Source organism: Nonomuraea terrae (assembly GCF_044465245.1).
In the GTDB taxonomy this organism is placed as follows: Bacteria; Actinomycetota; Actinomycetes; order Streptosporangiales; family Streptosporangiaceae; genus Nonomuraea; species Nonomuraea terrae.
The window spans coordinates 548010-564540 of record NZ_JBITLL010000008.1 but is presented as its reverse complement, the minus strand read 5'-3'; the positions used below and the strand labels follow the sequence as shown (position 1 = coordinate 564540).

The following is a 16531-nucleotide window of genomic DNA, read 5'->3' as shown; positions in this document are numbered from 1 at the left end:
GAAGATCGCGGTGCTCCCGGCGCAGGGCGATGACCTCGGCCGGCTGGAGGGCGGGGTAGTACATGGATGTGAACAGGGCCATGAGGCGCCTGCCACGTCCCCGCCTGCCGACGTAGGTTGCTGATGCGCCGCCGACGGGGCGCAGGTCAACGTGGAGCGCCCGCACGCCGATTCAGCGGCCCGAGGAAGGCATCGGCGGCGAACTTGTCGATGGTGGTCAGCTGGGTGTGGATCTGATCGGTGGCGGAGGGGTCGAGGTTGCTGAGGAGCGTGTGGGCGTCACGCCAGTGCCCGTAGGCGGCGGCGTGGTCGCCGGCGTGGTGGTGGCAGGCGCCGAGGTGGGCGAGGGTACTGGCCTCGGCGTACGGGTCGTCGAGTTCCCGGAACAGGTCGACGGCCCGGCGGTAGCGGGGGAGGGCCCCAAGCGGGTCTCCCATCTGGAGGTGGGTGTCGGCAAGGCAGGACCAGGTGTGGGCCTCGTAGGGGCGGTTGCCGAACTTCCGGTGCAGGACCAGGGCCTGCTCACACAGGTCGAGGGCGAGGCCGTGATCTCCTAGGCGGCCGTGATACCAGCCGAGATCGGTGAGTGTGATGGCTTGGCCGACGTGGTCGCCGACCTGGTCGAAGAGGTCGTGGGCCCGGCTCGCGGCGTCGAGGGCGTCGGACTGTCGGCCTTGGAGGCCGTGGACGAGGTTCCGGTAGTAGTGCGTCCATGCCTGGTCGGCGGGGTCGTCGTGTGATCGTTGCAGGGCGGCGTCGAGGTTGGTGTGGGCTTCGTTGAAGCGACCCAGGTCGGCCAGTGCGGCGGCCAGGTTGCGTAGTGCGCGGGTCTCTTCCATCGGGTCGCCCAGCCGTTGTGCGGCGGCCAGGGCGGCTCGCTGGGTCTCGGCGCGATCGTGCCAGTGGCCCCGCCGGTGCAGGATGACGGATACAGCCTGCGCCAGATGGCAGATGTGCTGGTCAAGGCGCAGGTCAGCGGCAATCCTCAGGGTGGCGAGCAAGGCGGGGCGCTCGGCGGTGAACCAGGCCGTCGCCGCTTCGGGACTGGCGAAGTCGGTGACGGAGACACCGGTACCGGGTGCGGCGGGGGCGAGGGTGTCGAGGTGCCTGTGATGGTGCAGAGAGGCGGCGTACGCGGTATGGACGTAGTGGTCCACGATGCGGTGTCGCGCGGCGTCCCGGTCGGCGTCGTGTGCCTCACATAGTTCGGAGGCATAGGCGCGCAGCAGGTCGTGACACGCGTAGCGGCCCGGGGCATGCTCGGTGAGCAGGTTGGCCCGGGCCAGCTCGGCCAGCGGCGCCCGTACCAGCGCCACAGGGACGCCAGCCAGGCTTGCGGCAGCGTCGACCGTGCTGCCGAGACCCGGACGCAGCCCGGCGACCAGCCGGAACAGCCGCGCGGCCGTGCTGCTGAGGATCTGGTACGACCAGGAGAAGATCGCCCGTACGTCAACAGCACGGTCCAGCGCGCCGAGCGTGTCCGCGAGTTCGTCGGCGAGCTCGGCGAGCGGATGCGTGGGATGGATCGCGGCGCGGGCAGCGACGATCGCCAGCGCCAGCGGTAGCCCGGCGCAGCGGCGGACGATCTCATCGGCGGCGGCGGGCTCGGTGGCGATCCGGTCATGGCCGAGGCGGTCGGCCAGCAACCGCCTGGCCTCCTCCGGCGGCAGCAGGCCGAGGGTGAGCGGATACGCGCCGTACGTCATGACCAGTTCGGCGAGGTGGTCCCGGCTGGTGACGAGCACCAGGCAGCCGGAAGCCCCGGGCAACAGCGGGGCGACCTGGGCGGCGTCGCGGACGTTGTCCAGTACCACCAGCATGCGCCGCCCGGCCAGCAGGCTGCGGTAGAGTCCGGCCTGCGCGGCCGAGCCGTCCGGGATCTGGTGGGGCGGCACCTGCAGCGCGTCGAGGAGCTCGCGGATGGCCACCCCCGGTGGAATGACCGCTCCTGACGGGTCGTATCCACACAGGTCGATGTAGAGCTGGCCGTCCGGGAAGCGCCCGGCAACGCGGTGCGCCCAGTGCACGGCCAGTGTCGTCTTCCCGACCCCGGCCGTGCCGGCGATCAGCGCGATCCGTGGCGGTCGGGACCTCCTCTCGCCTGGCGGGCCGAGCAGCGTGTCCAGCGCCGTCAGCTCGGCCTCCCGCCCGGCGAGTCCGTCGACGGCGGGGGGCAATTGTCTGGGCACGCCACCGCGTCCGCCGGGCAACGCCTGCCGGGCGATGGCACCAGGGGCGCCGCCGGCCAGCAGGTCGGCGTGGAGCTGCCGCAGCTCAGGGCTTGGATCGGCGCCGAGCTCCGCAGCGAGCCGGCGCCGGATCGTCTCGTACCGCTCCAGCGCCTCGGCGGGGCGGCCGGCCGATTCCAAGACCCGCAGCAGCCGCGTCCAGAGGGATTCCCGCAGCGGATGACGCTCGGCCAGCTCGGCCAGCTTGGTCGGGTCGGGATGGGATCGGCTTGCGAGGTCCAGGTCGACCCGCCGCTCCAGCGCGGTCAGATACCGCTCCTGCAGTGCGGGGGCCACGGACTGCTCCAGCCAGTCCGATCGGATCCCGTCGAAGGGGGTACCGCGCCACAGCTCCAGCGCGGCAGCCAGCCGGGACCGCTCGGTAACCGGGTCCGGCACCGCCTCCGCCTCATCGAGCAGACGGCCGAAGCGGAGCGCGTCCACGTGGTCCGGCTCGGCCGCCAGCAGGTAGCCTCCAGGCCGGGCCGCGATCAGCTCGGCGGTTTCCAGGGCGCGGCGCAGCCGTTTGATGTTCGTCCGGACGTTGGCCCGCGCGTCCCCGCGCACATCCGTCCCCCACACCGCGGTCGCCAGCCTGTCCGCTGAGACGGTACGGCCCGCCGACATCGCCAGCACGGCCAGCAACGCGCGCAGCCGCCCGGCGGGCAGCTCGACCGGCCGCCCGGCCACCGACACATGCAGCGGCCCGAGCAGTTCGACGGTCAGCACGCGGATCGCACTCTCCTTCCTGGGCTGGAAGCGAGTTTCACGGAACTGACACAACTTTGCCACCCGTGGTTCGCCAAGCTGGTGTTCGTCCCGCATGAGCGAAATTCACCGAGGGAGTCTCATGAGCAAGGTTATTTACGATATGAGCACGTCGCTGGACGGGTTCGTCGTGGCGACCGGCAGCACGCCAGAGGAGCCGCTCGGCAAGGGCGGCGAACGGCTGCACGAATGGGCGATGGGCGGCGACGAGGCCGCACACGGGCTCATGGACTCCGCCGGGTCGGAAGCGGGTGCGTACATCTGCGGGCGGCGGACGTATGACGACTCGTTGCGCTGGTGGGGGGCCGACGGGCCGACCGGTGCCCGACGGCTGCCGCTGTTCGTCGTGACCCACCGGTCACCTGAGGACGCGCCCGGGAACAGCGTCTACACGTTCGTGACGGACGGGATCGAAAGCGCTTTGCGCCAGGCCAGGGAGGTCGCCGGTGGCCAAGATATCTTCGTGATGGGCGGCCCGGACCTTGGGCGTCAGTTCATCAGGGCGGGGCTGGTCGACCATATCGGGGTCCACGTGGTGCCTGTGCTGTTCGGCGGGGGCAAGCGGTTCATCGACGACATTGGGGATGGCCACATCGGGCTTGAGGTGGTGAGCGTGGTCGATACCCCGCTGGCCACCCATATCCTCTACCGCATCGTGAAATGACTCGTAGCGCTGCCTTGGCCACCCCTGCCTGCAGGGTTCCTGATCCGGGCCGCAGTCCCGGGCGCTGTCAGGCGGCACGTGGCGGCGCAGCGTGACGATCAGCACCGCGATCGGCTGGCAGCACGGCGCTCATGGCCGCCGTGATGCGGACCACGGGGTGAAGACCCCGCGAGCCGCATCCAGTACGGCCTGCCACAGGTCTCGCAGGGCAACTGGGGCGCTGCGGCGAGGCTCTTCCGCGCGGCGTCCGCGGTCACGGCGCTGATACCACCGGGGAGGTGGATCTGGCTGCGACAGGGGGTGGTGCCGGAGCTACCGACGCAACGATGCCCAGCGCGAAGCCGATCATCGCCGCGGAGGAAGGCCCGGCCCCACCGGGTGGGGCCAAAATCGTCCGTGCAAGATCCCCAAGATCGCTTAAGACTCACCCCCACGGGCGTGGGACCGCTTCGATCATGCGCGGATGGGTCAACTATCTCAAACACGCCGTGGCCAAGTGGACCTTCGACAAGCTGGATGTCTTCGCCTGGTGGAGACTCGTCCACATGTTGCGGGTCAGACACGGCTGGAACTGGGGGCAACTGCGCCGTCACCTGAAAGGCGGCTCCGGCCGGTGGGTGATAGCCGCAGGCGGGGTCGAGTATTTCAGCCTCAGTAAGCGCATGACCGTCACCCGCTACGCCTACCGAGGCAACAAGACCCCCTGCCCATGGCCTCCTGCGAACCCCGGTGACGACCGAGAGCGTGGAGAGCCCGTTGCCGGGAGATCGGCACGGCGAGGATCGCGACGCGATGGGGGCAGCGTTCACCACTCCGGTCTCTCCGGATCCGCGCGCTGACCGGCCGGACCCCGGCGGCAGCGACCGCCGTCGGGTGGGCGATGCAGGAGGCGTGGACACCGTTCATCGGTAGCACACCGTTCCTACGGGGCCCTCGTGGGCGGGGTGCGGGTCGTCACGAGAGTCAGTGCAGCCGTCGTGGTGGAGCAATCGGCTGCGATTCCTCTGTCCGGATATAGGTGGTTCCTGGCCGGACGAAGGCGGCATCGCACGCCGACGCGCGGGCAGCATGGACGTCGGCCGCACGGTCCACAGCCGACTCGTTTCCCGGAAGTTCAGAGGTCATGCCAGAGGTCATCGCGGGGTTGGAGATTCCTGAGCCGGCGGCGGTCGCCGATCTACCGGCCGTAGTGGGAGCGTTGGGCCTCTCGGTAGCGATGCTGACGGTGATCTTCGCCGTGTACGTCGCCGGTCTGCTCGGCGTCTTGCTGACGGTCGGGTCGCTCAGCGATCACCTGGGCCGCCCTCCGGTGCCGATCGCCGCCCTCTCGTGGCGGCGGCCGGCACGGCGATCCTCTGGGCTGCCGACGGGGTGGGGTCGCTGCTGATCGCCCGCGTGCCACGCTGAACGACCCGCGCGCGCTTTTCCCGGGCTTTATGGGTCACCGACGCCTGGGAAAGGCTTCCCGGCAGGGCGTTCTCCTGGCCAGCGCTTTCTCCCGGCCGGCCGGCGTCGCGGGGGCCGGCGCCCCCGCCGCCCACGCCACACAATCCGACACCTGAGAATTCTGGAGTACCTTTTATGACTACCGTGATGATCGTCCACGGCGCCTGGCACCGGCCGAGCCACTGGGAGAAGCTCGAAACCGAGCTACACGCACTCGGCTATGGCACCCACGCACCCGCATTGCCGAGCGCCGGAGAGCGTCCCACCGGGGGCATGCATGACGACGCCGCCGTGGTGGCCAAGGAGTTGGCCTCGATCGAAGGCCCGGTCGTGCTGCTCGGCCACTCCTACGGGGGCATTCCGATCACCGAGGCCGCCGCCGGTGCGCGGAACGTCGAGCGACTGATCTACCTTTGCGCGTGGATGCCGGACGAGGGCCAGTCACTGTTCGACCTCGAAGGCTCGGCCACTCCTGACGACGTGAGCGGCCTGCTCCCGCTCCTCAGCCGACCACGTACTTCGTTTTACGGCGATATGCCCGACCTCGAGGCAGAGCAGGCGATGAGCATGTTGGTCGAGCAGACCCTTCGATCGTTCGCCGAGAAGGTCGGCGCGGTCGCCTGGCGGGACATCGCGTCCACCTACATCGTCGCGGAGCAGGACCAGGCCATCCCGCTCGCCCTGCAGGAGAAGATGGCAGCCCAGGCTGCCGAGATCCGCCGGCTCACCAGCGGTCATTCCCCGTTCCTGTCGCAGCCGCGCGTTCTGGCCGCCCTCATCGACGAGATCGTGCGATCGAGCTGAGCTGAACGGCGTCACGGTCGAGAGGGCCGGCCTGTCTCCTGCCTGGGTGGCCGCCTACCAGGTCGATTGGACACGCGAGGAGGTACTGAATGACGCGCACCTGCTGATCCAGACAGGTGTACCGACGGATCTTCACCACTACAGCGGAGCGTTCCACAAGGCCCACGTGATCGCCGGGACAGCCCTTGGCGCCCGCATGATTGCCGAACGGGTCACCGCCATCCAGCGGCTGCTGCGCACGCCGTCCGCCTGACGAGTTGGACCGAGGGCGCGGGATCTTCCCCGCGACCTCACCAGCAGACGCAACCAGGGTGTCTCCCGGTCGGTACCGCAACAGTGACCGCTATGGGGTGCCGGCCAGGGCATTGAGCTTAGGCGGCTCGTACGATCCCTCGATGAGCGCGGTAGACGGTGCGGCTCTCCGAAGTCGGACTGCGCGGGTATTCCGTCCGAGCCCATGGCGTCGTCGGTGTCGTCGACGAGGTACGCCTGCGATAGTGGACGCCGAGATCGAACGACACAGTGCGTGGATCGGTCATGGTCGGCAAGCCTACGATCATGAACTGACGTTTCTGGCCATGCAGGGCCGTGCAATATGCGTGCAATGATCTTGCTCGCTAGAGGCGGACGGCAGCTCGAAGCCTATGTGAGGGTCAGGGGTATGCGGCCGTGGGCCGCTCTGACCGGCCGTTTGTCACTGGTCACGCGATATACGCGGGGTGGATCTGGGGGCGTTTCTCCAGGTGGAGGCCCATGATCCGGAGTAGTTGTCGTCACGGAAAGCTGCTTTGGGGCTGGTCGACGAACCCGGGTGGAGGGCCTGGGGGTTGCCTGGCGAGCAATCACCTGCGATTTCGGGGTAGGGCAGGAATTGAAGACGCTGTAGGCATCCGGGGGAATTCGTGGCAGAGCAAGGGCCGGCGAGCCGTCTTGGGGCGGTGCCGCCACGCGTGTGGCTCGCGATCGTCCTGGTGGTGCTGACGGTCGTGTTCATCCTGCAGAATCGGCAGGATGTAGTGATCCAATTGTTCATGATCGTGGTGACTGCCCCGTTGTGGATCACTCTGGTGGTGTGCACCGTCATCGGGATTCTTATCGGTGCTCTGGCTGGCCACAGGAGTCGAAAGGGGCGGTAACGCGCCCTATCCGGGTTCGATGTACGGCGCCACCACCGTCTGGGCAACCGTGCCGTCGGCGCCCCAGCCGGTCGCCCCAGACAGGATGGTTCCTGGGGAAGAGATCGCAGGCCGTCCGTGTCGTTGCCCTTCGACCCGCGGGACATGCTCGGATACTCGATGGCATGCTGAGCGGTCTTCGAGAGCGGGTACTGCCCGAGGCGCAGCGCCGCCCGCTGGAGGAACTGACCGAGAGCCTGGATCTGTCCTCTGGGGACATCGGCGCGAAACGCTCGGCGTTCTGGACGATGCTGGCCCTGTCGGCGGTCATCGCCTCTGCCGGCGTGCTCACCGACTCGACGGCCACCGTGATCGGCGCGATGATCATCGCGCCGCTGGCCACGCCCATCATGGGCATCGCTCTGGCGACGGTACGTCACCGCGGCCAGGCCGCGATCGGTTTCGTGTTCTTCGGCGGCCTGCTGGTGGTCGCCACGGGGATGGCCTTCTCGGCGCCGCTGCCCGCCTCCTACGAACTGCTCGCCAACAGTCAGATCGCCGGACGTACCTCTCCCAAGCTGATGGACCTGGTGGCCGCCCTCGCCACCGGGCTGGCCGGCGCCGTGGCCCATGCCCGTCGCGACGTCGCCGCCGTCCTGCCGGGCGTGGCGATCGCGATCTCCCTGGTCCCGCCGCTGGCCGTGGCCGGTGTGTGCCTGGGCCGAGGCGCGGGCTGGCTGACGCTCGGCGCGCTGGTGCTCTTCCTGTCCAACCTGCTGGCCCTCGTGCTCGGCGGCATCGCGGTGTTCACGGCGACGGGTTACGCCGCGGAGGCTGTGGCCCTTTCCGGCCGGAGCCGCCGCCGCACCCGGCTCACGCTGGCTCTGCTGCTGGTCGTGGTACTCCTACCGCTGTCTGCCAACACTGTGGTCAGCTACCTGCTGACCGCCTGGAGCGCGCAGGCCAGAACGGTCGCCGCCGACTGGATCTCCACCGTGCCGAACTCGTCGGTCGCCGGCGTCGACGTCATCTCCCGCGAGCTCCACATCCGCGTGCGGGCACCAGGGATGCCACCGATCCGCAGCCTCCTCAGCGCTCTCCGCGGACGGATTCCGGACGGAGTGCCGATCGTGGTCGAGACCACGCAAGGGAGCACGATCCATGTCGGCCGGGTGGGAGCGCCCTCGTGAGACCCGCGATCAGGCCGAGACATGCTCTTCCTTAACCCTCTTCTTGCCTTATGGAAGGCGGTCGCGGGCAGCAGCCGTCGCATGGCAGACCTTCCTTTCCACGATCGAACTGACTTCGACAACGCCGAGCGCGGCTTCGTCGCGAAGCTGACCCCCGCAGTGGTCAAGGCCGCCGACGGGAAGATCGTCTGGGATAACGACTCCTACGATTTCCTCGACGCCGACTGCCCTCCCACCGCGCACCCGAGCCTGTGGCGGCAGGCGCAACTGTGCGCCAAGCAGGGGCTGTTCGAGGTGACCGACGGCATCTACCAGGTGCGCGGCCTGGACCTGTCCAACATGACCCTCGTGGAAGGCGAACGCGGCGTCATCGTCATCGACCCGCTCATCTCCACCGAATGCGCCGCCGCCGCGCTGCGGCTCTACCGCGACCATCGCGGGGACCGCCCGGTCACCGGTCTCATCTACACGCATTCCCACGCCGACCACTTCGGCGGCGCTCGCGGAGTCACCGACGGCGACGGCATCCCCGTCATCGCCCCGGCCCATTTCATGGAACACGCCGTCTCCGAGAACGTCTACGCCGGCACCGCCATGAACCGCCGCGCCCTGTACATGTACGGTCAGCTCCTGCCGCGTTCCGGCGACGGGCAGCTCGGCTGCGGGCTGGGCATGGGCACCTCGGCCGGCACCGTCTCCCTCATCCCGCCCACTCTCGACATCACCCGCACCGGGCAAGAGGAGACGGTCGACGGCGTACGCATCGTCTTCCAGCTCACCCCCGGCACCGAGGCCCCGGCGGAGATGAATTTCCTGTTCCCCGACCGCCGCGCCCTGTGCATGGCCGAGAACGCCACCCACAACCTGCACAACGTGCTCACCCTGCGCGGGGCGCTGGTCCGCGACACCCGCATCTGGTCCCGCTACCTGACCGAGACCGTCGCCCTGTTCGCCGACCACGCGGAGGTCGCCTTCGCCTCCCACCACTGGCCCACCTGGGGCAAAGACAACATCGTCACCTTCCTGACCCAGCAGCGCGACCTGTATGCCTACCTGCACGACCAGACCCTGCGCATGCTGAACCGCGGCATGACCGGCAGCGAGATCGCCGAGGCCATGCAGATGCCGCCCGCCCTGGAGGCGGCCTGGCACACCCACGGCTACTACGGCTCGGTCAGCCACAACGTCAAAGCGATCTACCAGCGCTACCTGGGCTGGTTCGACGGCAACCCCGCGCACCTGTGGGAACACCCCCCGGTCGAGCAGTCGCGCCGCTACGTCGAATGCCTCGGCGGCACCACCGCCGTGCTCGCGCAGGCGGAACGCTACATCCGGGAGGGCGACCTACGCTTCGCCGCCACCCTGCTCAACCACGCGGTGTTCGCCGACCAGGGCAACTCGCCGGCCCGTAAGATGCTGGCCCAGGTCTACACCCGGATGGGCCACGGCGCCGAGAACGCCACCTGGCGCAACTTCTACCTGACCGGCGCCACCGAGCTGACCGGCCGCCCCTCGGCGGGCATGACCACAACCACCTCTCCGGACATGCTCCGAGCGCTCACCGCGGAACAGATCTTCGGCTCCCTCGCCATCCGCGTCAACGGTCCACGCGCCTGGAACGAGCGCTTCGCCATCGACTGGCATCTCACCGACACCGGCGAACGCCACCGGATCAGGATGTCCAACGGCGCCCTGATCCACGAGCAGACCCCGTCCGGCGACGACGGAGCGGATCTCACGCTGCGCCTGACCCGGCAGCGGCTGCTCGGCCTGCTCGACGGAGAGGACACCGACGGCATCGACCACGACGGCGACATGACCGTCCTGCAACGGCTGCGCGCCGTCCTGGAAGACCCCACACCCGACTTCGCCATCGTCACGCCCTGATCGCACCCGAAATGCGCTACGGCCCGGTCGGCTCTCGCAGCTTCTCCTCGGAGCTCGCGTCCGCCGCGAGAGGAGCGGTCTGGGCACGGGCTCGCCGGCTGCACTTCAGACGCCGGCAGTGCCGCCCCGGCGCGGCGGCCGCCGCCCAGCACCGCACGCTCGCCCGCGAAGCGAACCTTCGACAGGCGGCCAGCACGCTCCGAACGTTGACGGCGTCCAAGCCGTCGGCGGGCCGGCTGTCGGGGGTCCAGGCCACCGTCAGCATGCCGCCCAGCAGGCCCAGGATCATGCCGATCAGGAAGCCGCCCAGGTTGGAGTAGACGAACGACGCCATGGACAGCAGCACGGCGATCAGGCCGAGGAAGACGCGCTGGCCGGGCTGCAGCCACACGAGCACCCCCGCGATCACCATGACTAGGGCGAGCAGGTAACTGGCTCCGACCGTGCCGAACACGAGGGCCACCGGCAGCGCGTCGAGCGCGAGCGGGATGGACAGCAACTCCATCCCCGCCACCACGATGAACAAGCCGCCCCAGAACGGCCGTGAACGCCGCCACGACTTCATGATCTTCCATCTTCCGGTTCGCGTCATGTCCGAGCCTGCCGCGGGCCCGTCCTAGAAGCACTCGTGCGCGCCGCGCACCATTTTCAGCCCGAGGTCAGGCAGGCTGAACGTCGCCGCGGTGACGGCCCACGCGCTCAGCCGGACGTCGCTGAGGGTGAGCGATCTACCTTGCCCGCCGAAACTGCCGGCCGGGCCCCTGACGCCGGGGACCTCGTCCAGGGTGCTGGCGTCGCGGCCCAGCTCGATGTCCCGCAGGGTTGCCGCGCTCTGCGCTGCGGCCACGTCGATCACGAGGTTCTCGACCGTCACCTTGTTGCCGTGCTGTCCACCGGTGATCCTGATCGTCACCGTGCCCACCGGTGTCTTGGCGAGCACGCTCTGGCACAGGTCGCTGATCACGGCTTTGCGGACGCCGGTCGCGATGACAGGGATCAGCCGGCCCTTCTTGTCCCGCACCACGTCGCCGGCCAGCGCGAAGCCCTGGCCTCGCAGCTCGCCGCTATAGATCTTGAACGTGTCGCCGGACACCACGAACGTGGCGCCGATGACGCCCTGGGCCGTGGCGCCGATCAGCAGCGACGTCATCACTGCGACAGGGGCGAAGACCAAGGCGAAGCGCCTCCAGCGCACACGTCCCTGCTCGGCCATGATTCCGCTCCCCATCACGCTGCTGCCACATGAGCCAGCGGTCCATTACGGGAAGTGACAGGCTGGCCTGCTGACGAGCATGAGAGACGTTCGCCACGTTTGTCGAGCTACGCGCCAGGCGCCGCTGCACTTATGGCGCACGGCTGGACAACCTTGCCAAAAAAGAGAAGGACAGCCGCTCACGGTACGGGTCGAGCGCTGAGACGAATCCCGGTACGGAGCTCCGGCGCGGCGGCTGCAAGCGATGCGCAAGCAGTTACTGACCCACAACGCTGCAGCGCCCAACTCCAGGGCAGGGCCATATCGGCCCGAATTTCCGCGAGTGCTGCGGCAACCCCCACGGTCACCAGGCCCAGGTGGGGTCACCGGTAGCGGCCTGGGACACCGACCACAGCCGTTCGCGGGCGGCCTCGTCGTAGGCGGAGGTTGGAGCGCGGACGGGGCGGAGGTCTTCATCCACGTACGGCCCGGGCAGGCTCCCGTCCCAGGCGGCCAGGCGAGCGTAGGTCTCGCCTAGGCGTTCGGCGGGGACGGCCATGCGGTTCTTGGGCGCGTACAAGGTGCGCAGCAACCATGGCATGGCCGCCACCCGATCCGGGTCGAGACGTACGGCGGGGACGCGCACGCAGGTCGCCTCCAGACGTCCGGCGGCTTTCTCGGCCAGGGAGAAGGTGGTCATGATCTGGGCGAGTTTGGCGTGGTAATAGGCACGGGTGGGGCTGTACCAGCTCGGGTCGTCGAGTTGGTCGAAACGGATCCGGACGCGTGGCATCGAGACCAGCCCCTTGCTGGCGATGTTGATCACGCGAGGCTTGTCCGCGGCGGCGAGCAGCGGACTGAGGCGTGCGGTGAGCAGGAAGGGGCCCAGGTGGTTGGTGGCCCAGAACAGCTCATGCCCGGTTGCGGTGAAGTGGGGCTCGCGGAGCGTCTGGTCGAAGACGGCGGAGTTGTTGATGAGCACGTCGAGGTGGCCGACGGTCTGCGCGAGCTGGTCGGCAGCGGCCTCGATGGAGTCGGGCGTCGACAGGTCTGCCTGGATCAGGCCGGCCGGATGCACGGCGTGGGCGTTGATGTCGGCCAGAGCGGCGCGGCCTCGCTCGGGGTTCCGGCACAACGCCACTACGTGGTGGCCCGCGGCGGCGAGGGCGCGGGCGGCGCGCAGGCCGATCCCCGAGTTGGCGCCGGTGATGGCGATGGACAGCATGCGCCGATTCTATTCTGTTCGGAACGATCCGAACAGAATAGAATCAGTGCGTGGCGAGTGTTGAGGAGTTCGTGGAGAGCGCCGGGCTGTACTTCGAGCGTTTGGGGCTCAGCCGTACGGCAGGCCGGGTCGTCGGCGTACTCCTGGTCGATCCGGACGATTCCGCCGACGCCCCGAGGTTGTGCGAGCAGCTCGGTGTGGCCAAGAGCAGCATGAGCGTCGCCCTGGGGCAGCTCGAACGGGGAGGGCTCGTCGAGCGTTTCCGCCCGCCCCGGGGTCGCCGCGATCACTACCGGCTGACCGAGGACGTCTTCGGACGCGCATTCCGGGCCAAGATGGCCGAGTTCACCGCATTCGAGCAGCTCGCGGAGCAGGGGCTGGCCGCAGTCGGCGACAATCCCAAGAGCAGGGCCAGGCTGGAGCTGATGCGCGACATGTACGGCTTCATGGGCCGCGAGTTCCCCAAGCTTCTCGACCAGTGGGATCGAGAGCGCCTCTGACGGCCGAGGACGATGCCATGCACGCGGAGAACCGGCAGCGGCCTGTGGTCCTCCTTCCAGGTGCGCGTGGCAGTGCCGGTGTCACCTTTCAGTACGCGTAGCAGACAGCTGCGGTGGCCGCCGGCGGTCTCGACCGACGGCTCGGCGGTCAGGGCGGCGGCGAGCACGACGGCGTCCTCCGGCGATGCCCGGCGCCTTGGCCGCGGCCGGGGCCCATGGCGTGCGCGGCGTCGCCGAGCAGCGCCACCCGGCCGTTGACGGCGAACGGCAGGGGGTCGAGGTCGTGGATCTCGACGTGGATCACGGCCTCTCCCGCGGGCATGCCGAGAGCCGCCCATCGGCGCGTTGCGCGGCTGGAGTCACAGGGCCAGATCGCGGCGGCGGAGCGCGTACAGCCCGGCGGCCGTGAATCCGCAGGCCACGAGGGTGAGCCCGAGCAGCGTGCCGGGTCCCGGGTCGGCCAGCGTGGAGTAATGCACGTGGGCGAACGGGGAGATCATGAAGAGCGAGTCGCTCACCAGCCCGACCTCCCAGGCGACTTCCATGGCGATGGCCAGCACCAAAGCGGTCCACCCCACGACCGCTCCGGCCCGCCGGAACAGCCCGAATGCCGCCACGGCTGTCCCGGCCATCACCCAGACGCCGGGCAGGATGACCGTGGTCATGGCCAGGCCACCGGCGAAGTCCCCGTCGCCGAGGCCCAGCCCGAGGCCGGCGATCACCAGCACGAGCACGGGTACCGTCACCGCGAACACGAGATGGCCGGCCGCCCAGCGTGCCCGGCTCACCGGGCCGGACAGCAAGAGTTCCGCAGCCTCGTCGCCACGCAGGCGGAGCACCGTCATGATCGCGTACAGGGAGACGGAATACACCCCCAGCTCGTACACGACGAGCTTGAAGAAGATCTCCGCAGGATCATCCGCTCCCGTCCGCCCGGCCCAGAAGTCCAGCGCTCCGCTTTGACCGAACGTTTCGACGGCGGTCTGCCCGCCGAGCCCGATCCCCGCACCGATGAAGGCGCCACCCGCGATCCACGCCAGCGCCATGCCCCGGTGCATCCGCCACGCCAGCCCGAACGGTCCGCGCAGGCCGTTCGGCGCACGGGCGGGACCCAGCCGTGGCGGCACGAGGCCGGCGCCGATGTCCCGGCGGGCCGACAGTGCGTAGGCCAGCCCGACCATGGCCGCGACGAACCCCGCGACCAGCAGGAACACCCACCACCGCTCGCCGCCGAAGGCGTGGGCTCGCAGGATCCAGCCGTTCGGCACGAGCCAGCCCAGCCATTGCATGCCCGGCCCGCCCAGATCGCTCACCCCGCGGACCAGGTACGCCGCGAAGAACACCGTGAAGGCCACGGCTCCGGCCACGCGGGCGCGCTGGGTGACCTGTACGGCCACCGCGGCCAGCGCGGCCCCCACCCAGCCGGCCGAAGCGGCCATCAACCCCCAGGCGAGGGATCCGGCCAGGGGGAGCCCGGCGCTCGCGCACACCGCGGTGATCAGCCCGGCCAGGGCCACGTTCGCGCCAAGCACGACGGTGAGGGCGGCGGTCAGCGGCGCGTGCCGCCCTACGGCGGCCGAGCCGACGAGCTCCCGCCGCCCTTGCTCCTCGTCGGAGCGGGTGTGCTTGACCAGGAGGATGATGCTGGCCAGGGCGGCGAAGATCGTGGTGGCGGCGCCCCGCTGTTGAGCGGCGGCTGCGCCGAGGCTGTCGCCGTATGCCGGTCCCTGTAGCAGCAGGATCACGGGGTTCTTCGCGATCTCGTTCGCGTAGTGCAGGATTGCTTCCTGCGTCGGGAGCAGCTCCCGGATGGTGGCCACCGTGGTCCCGACGAAGAGGGCGACCGACAGGATCCACAGTGGCTGCCAGACGCGGTCGCGGCGCAGGATCAGCCGGATCAGTGCTGTGGTGTTCATCGGTAGTGCCTCATGAACAGCTCTTCGAGAGTGGGGGGCTGGGCGGTGATGTCGCGGACGCCGCATTCCGCCAGCCGGGCCAGCACGTCGCCGATGTGCTCGGTGTCGGCCTGGAAGCGCACCCGGCCACCGTCGACCCTGAGGTCGTGGACATGCGGCAGCCCGTTGCCCGGCACCCTGGCCAGCTCCGCCGTGACCGAGATGCGCGTGAGATGGCGCAGTTGCGCGAGCGTGCCGGATTCCACGATCCGGCCGTCGCGGATGATGCTCACCCGGTCGCAGAGCGCCTCGACCTCGGCCAGGATGTGGCTGGAGAGCAGGACCGTACGGCCGGCGCGCCGTTCCTCGGTGATGACCTCGCGGAAGACCGCCTCCATCAACGGGTCGAGGCCCGAAGTGGGCTCGTCCAGTAACAGCAGCTCCACCTCGGAGGCGAGCGCGGCGATCAGCGCGACCTTCTGCCGGTTGCCCTTGGAATACGTCCGGGCCTTCTTGCGCGGATCAAGGGCGAAACGCTCGATCAGCTCATCGCGCCGCTTGGCGTCGGCGCGGCCGCGCAGGCGGCCGAGCAGGTCGATCACCTCGCCACCGGACAGGCTCGGCCAGAGGGTGACGTCACCGGGGACGTACGCCAGCCGCCGGTGCAGTTCGACGGCCTCGGCCCAGGGGTCGCCGCCCAGCAGTTCGACTTCGCCGGCGTCCTTGCGCAGCAGGCCGAGAAGGATGCGCAGGGTCGTGGTCTTGCCGGCGCCGTTGGGGCCGAGGAACCCGTGCACCTCGCCTTCCCGCACGGTCATGTCCAGGCCGTCCAGCGCGCGGACCCGGCCGAAGGTCTTGACCAGCTGAGTCATCCGGATCACATCAGGCATCGGGGTGCTCCTTCGTGTGGAAGTCGGTGACGGCCTGACGGAGCCGGCCGCCCTGCTCCGCTGCGATCCACTGGCCCATGTGGGCGTAGACGTCGGCCAGGGCGGTGCCGATCAGGCTGGAGTTCGCGCCCTGCAACACGTCGATGCCGAGCCGCCGGGACAGATGCTGATGAAGCACGATCGTGCCGAGGTGCATCGCCGCCATCACGGCGGCGCGTTCGCGCACCCTCGCTTCGCCGGGAGAGAACTCCTCGGGCCAGGTCGCGGCGAAGAATCGCTCGGCGGCTTCGGCGCCTTCGTCGAACAACGCCGCCGCCACCGGCGAGCCCTCGACCAGGGCCCGGGCGAGATAGCGGACGCTGAGCCCGCTCGCCTCGTACATGCCCCGGAGGAACTCAGGGCTGACGTCGGCCCCGTCCTGGACCTCGCCGGCCGCGCCCAGGATGACGTCGCGAACATGCTGGTCGCAGGCCTCCCGCAGGCCGTCCTTGGAGCCGAAGTGGTGCTGCACCAGGCCGATGGAGACGCCGGCGGCGTCGGCGACGGCCTTCATGGTCGCACCTTTGAAGCCCTTCTCGGCGAACTCGGCCAAGGCGGCGTCGCGGATGCGGGCGCGCGCGGTCAGGTCTTCCGGGGGACGGTCCTTGCCCGACGATATCGACATACCGGGGACAATATATACATATTGGCAGCCATATCAAGATATTGGCTTCATTCATTGCCGGAC

The 16531-nt window shown here is 69.3% G+C and carries 16 protein-coding genes; 8 read left to right on the top strand and 8 right to left on the bottom strand.

Features of this window, described 5'->3' with window-relative positions; all coding sequences use genetic code 11:
- Positions 1 to 146 precede the first annotated feature (146 nt).
- Complete coding sequence (locus ACIBP6_RS41075) at positions 147 to 2957, bottom strand: AfsR/SARP family transcriptional regulator (protein ID WP_397059907.1); 2811 nt, start codon at positions 2955 to 2957, stop codon at positions 147 to 149.
- A gap of 121 nt (positions 2958 to 3078) precedes the next feature.
- Here ACIBP6_RS41075 and ACIBP6_RS41070 point away from each other — a divergent pair, with 121 nt between their 5' ends.
- The 7 genes from ACIBP6_RS41070 (at position 3079) to ACIBP6_RS41040 (ending at position 10102) form a co-directional block, all read left to right on the top strand.
- Complete coding sequence (locus tag ACIBP6_RS41070) at positions 3079 to 3660, top strand: dihydrofolate reductase family protein (RefSeq protein WP_397059906.1); 582 nt, start codon at positions 3079 to 3081, stop codon at positions 3658 to 3660.
- Between the two features lie 326 nt (positions 3661 to 3986).
- Positions 3987 to 4499, top strand: coding sequence for a group II intron maturase-specific domain-containing protein (locus tag ACIBP6_RS41065; RefSeq protein ID WP_397059904.1), 513 nt, complete (start codon positions 3987 to 3989; stop codon positions 4497 to 4499).
- 742 nt (positions 4500 to 5241) lie between these two features.
- Positions 5242 to 5910: an alpha/beta hydrolase gene (locus ACIBP6_RS41060; RefSeq protein ID WP_397059902.1), complete on the top strand. Its 669-nt coding sequence runs from the start codon at positions 5242 to 5244 to the stop codon at positions 5908 to 5910.
- A gap of 46 nt (positions 5911 to 5956) precedes the next feature.
- The gene (locus ACIBP6_RS41055; RefSeq protein WP_397059900.1) at positions 5957 to 6163 is read left to right on the top strand and encodes a hypothetical protein; all 207 of its coding nucleotides are present in this window, start codon (positions 5957 to 5959) and stop codon (positions 6161 to 6163) included.
- Between the two features lie 649 nt (positions 6164 to 6812).
- Positions 6813 to 7046, top strand: a complete 234-nt coding sequence (locus tag ACIBP6_RS41050; RefSeq protein ID WP_397059898.1) for a lipopolysaccharide assembly protein LapA domain-containing protein — start codon at positions 6813 to 6815, stop codon at positions 7044 to 7046.
- A 164-nt stretch (positions 7047 to 7210) separates the two neighbouring features.
- Positions 7211 to 8215: a DUF389 domain-containing protein gene (locus ACIBP6_RS41045; RefSeq protein WP_397059897.1), complete on the top strand. Its 1005-nt coding sequence runs from the start codon at positions 7211 to 7213 to the stop codon at positions 8213 to 8215.
- Positions 8216 to 8296: 81 nt separating this feature from the next.
- Positions 8297 to 10102, top strand: coding sequence for an alkyl/aryl-sulfatase (locus ACIBP6_RS41040; protein ID WP_397059895.1), 1806 nt, complete (start codon positions 8297 to 8299; stop codon positions 10100 to 10102).
- Positions 10103 to 10118: 16 nt separating this feature from the next.
- Here ACIBP6_RS41040 and ACIBP6_RS41035 read toward each other — a convergent pair whose 3' ends face one another.
- The 3 genes from ACIBP6_RS41035 to ACIBP6_RS41025 form a co-directional block, all read right to left on the bottom strand.
- Positions 10119 to 10667 (bottom strand): DUF6114 domain-containing protein, encoded by a 549-nt coding sequence (locus ACIBP6_RS41035; RefSeq protein WP_397059893.1) that lies wholly within the window; start codon positions 10665 to 10667, stop codon positions 10119 to 10121.
- A gap of 51 nt (positions 10668 to 10718) precedes the next feature.
- Entirely contained in the window at positions 10719 to 11315 is a 597-nt protein-coding gene (locus ACIBP6_RS41030; protein ID WP_397059891.1) for a DUF6230 family protein, read from the bottom strand.
- A 343-nt stretch (positions 11316 to 11658) separates the two neighbouring features.
- Positions 11659 to 12519 carry an SDR family NAD(P)-dependent oxidoreductase gene (locus ACIBP6_RS41025; protein ID WP_397059889.1) on the bottom strand — a complete coding sequence of 287 codons (861 nt, stop codon included), beginning with the start codon at positions 12517 to 12519 and terminating at the stop codon, positions 11659 to 11661.
- A 50-nt stretch (positions 12520 to 12569) separates the two neighbouring features.
- Here ACIBP6_RS41025 and ACIBP6_RS41020 point away from each other — a divergent pair, with 50 nt between their 5' ends.
- A complete protein-coding gene (locus tag ACIBP6_RS41020; RefSeq protein WP_397059887.1) occupies positions 12570 to 13019 on the top strand; it encodes a GbsR/MarR family transcriptional regulator in 450 nt (149 codons plus the stop codon).
- A 148-nt stretch (positions 13020 to 13167) separates the two neighbouring features.
- On the opposite strand, the gene ACIBP6_RS41015 is transcribed toward ACIBP6_RS41020, so the two are convergent.
- The 4 genes from ACIBP6_RS41015 to ACIBP6_RS41000 are packed head-to-tail and all read right to left on the bottom strand — an operon-like array spanning position 13168 to position 16468.
- Positions 13168 to 13323 (bottom strand): hypothetical protein, encoded by a 156-nt coding sequence (locus ACIBP6_RS41015; RefSeq protein ID WP_397059885.1) that lies wholly within the window; start codon positions 13321 to 13323, stop codon positions 13168 to 13170.
- Between the two features lie 55 nt (positions 13324 to 13378).
- Positions 13379 to 14935 carry an ABC transporter permease gene (locus tag ACIBP6_RS41010; RefSeq protein ID WP_397059883.1) on the bottom strand — a complete coding sequence of 519 codons (1557 nt, stop codon included), beginning with the start codon at positions 14933 to 14935 and terminating at the stop codon, positions 13379 to 13381.
- A complete protein-coding gene (locus tag ACIBP6_RS41005) occupies positions 14932 to 15804 on the bottom strand; it encodes an ABC transporter ATP-binding protein (protein ID WP_397059882.1) in 873 nt (290 codons plus the stop codon). Before ACIBP6_RS41005 ends, ACIBP6_RS41010 begins: the two co-directional genes overlap by 4 nt.
- Positions 15797 to 16468, bottom strand: a complete 672-nt coding sequence (locus ACIBP6_RS41000) for a TetR/AcrR family transcriptional regulator (protein ID WP_397059880.1) — start codon at positions 16466 to 16468, stop codon at positions 15797 to 15799. Before ACIBP6_RS41000 ends, ACIBP6_RS41005 begins: the two co-directional genes overlap by 8 nt.
- Between the last annotated feature and the right edge of the window lie 63 nt (positions 16469 to 16531).

Coding starts and splice junctions, on each gene's coding strand:
- ACIBP6_RS41060 (WP_397059902.1), top strand. CDS start 5,242: ATGACTACCGTGATGATCGTCCACGGCGCCTGGCACCGGCCGAGCCAC.
- ACIBP6_RS41005 (WP_397059882.1), bottom strand. CDS start 15,804: ATGCCTGATGTGATCCGGATGACTCAGCTGGTCAAGACCTTCGGCCGG.
- ACIBP6_RS41040 (WP_397059895.1), top strand. CDS start 8,297: ATGGCAGACCTTCCTTTCCACGATCGAACTGACTTCGACAACGCCGAG.
- ACIBP6_RS41065 (WP_397059904.1), top strand. CDS start 3,987: ATGCCCAGCGCGAAGCCGATCATCGCCGCGGAGGAAGGCCCGGCCCCA.
- ACIBP6_RS41035 (WP_397059893.1), bottom strand. CDS start 10,667: ATGAAGTCGTGGCGGCGTTCACGGCCGTTCTGGGGCGGCTTGTTCATC.
- ACIBP6_RS41025 (WP_397059889.1), bottom strand. CDS start 12,519: ATGCTGTCCATCGCCATCACCGGCGCCAACTCGGGGATCGGCCTGCGC.
- ACIBP6_RS41030 (WP_397059891.1), bottom strand. CDS start 11,315: ATGGCCGAGCAGGGACGTGTGCGCTGGAGGCGCTTCGCCTTGGTCTTC.
- ACIBP6_RS41070 (WP_397059906.1), top strand. CDS start 3,079: ATGAGCAAGGTTATTTACGATATGAGCACGTCGCTGGACGGGTTCGTC.
- ACIBP6_RS41045 (WP_397059897.1), top strand. CDS start 7,211: ATGCTGAGCGGTCTTCGAGAGCGGGTACTGCCCGAGGCGCAGCGCCGC.
- ACIBP6_RS41010 (WP_397059883.1), bottom strand. CDS start 14,935: ATGAACACCACAGCACTGATCCGGCTGATCCTGCGCCGCGACCGCGTC.
- ACIBP6_RS41000 (WP_397059880.1), bottom strand. CDS start 16,468: ATGTCGATATCGTCGGGCAAGGACCGTCCCCCGGAAGACCTGACCGCG.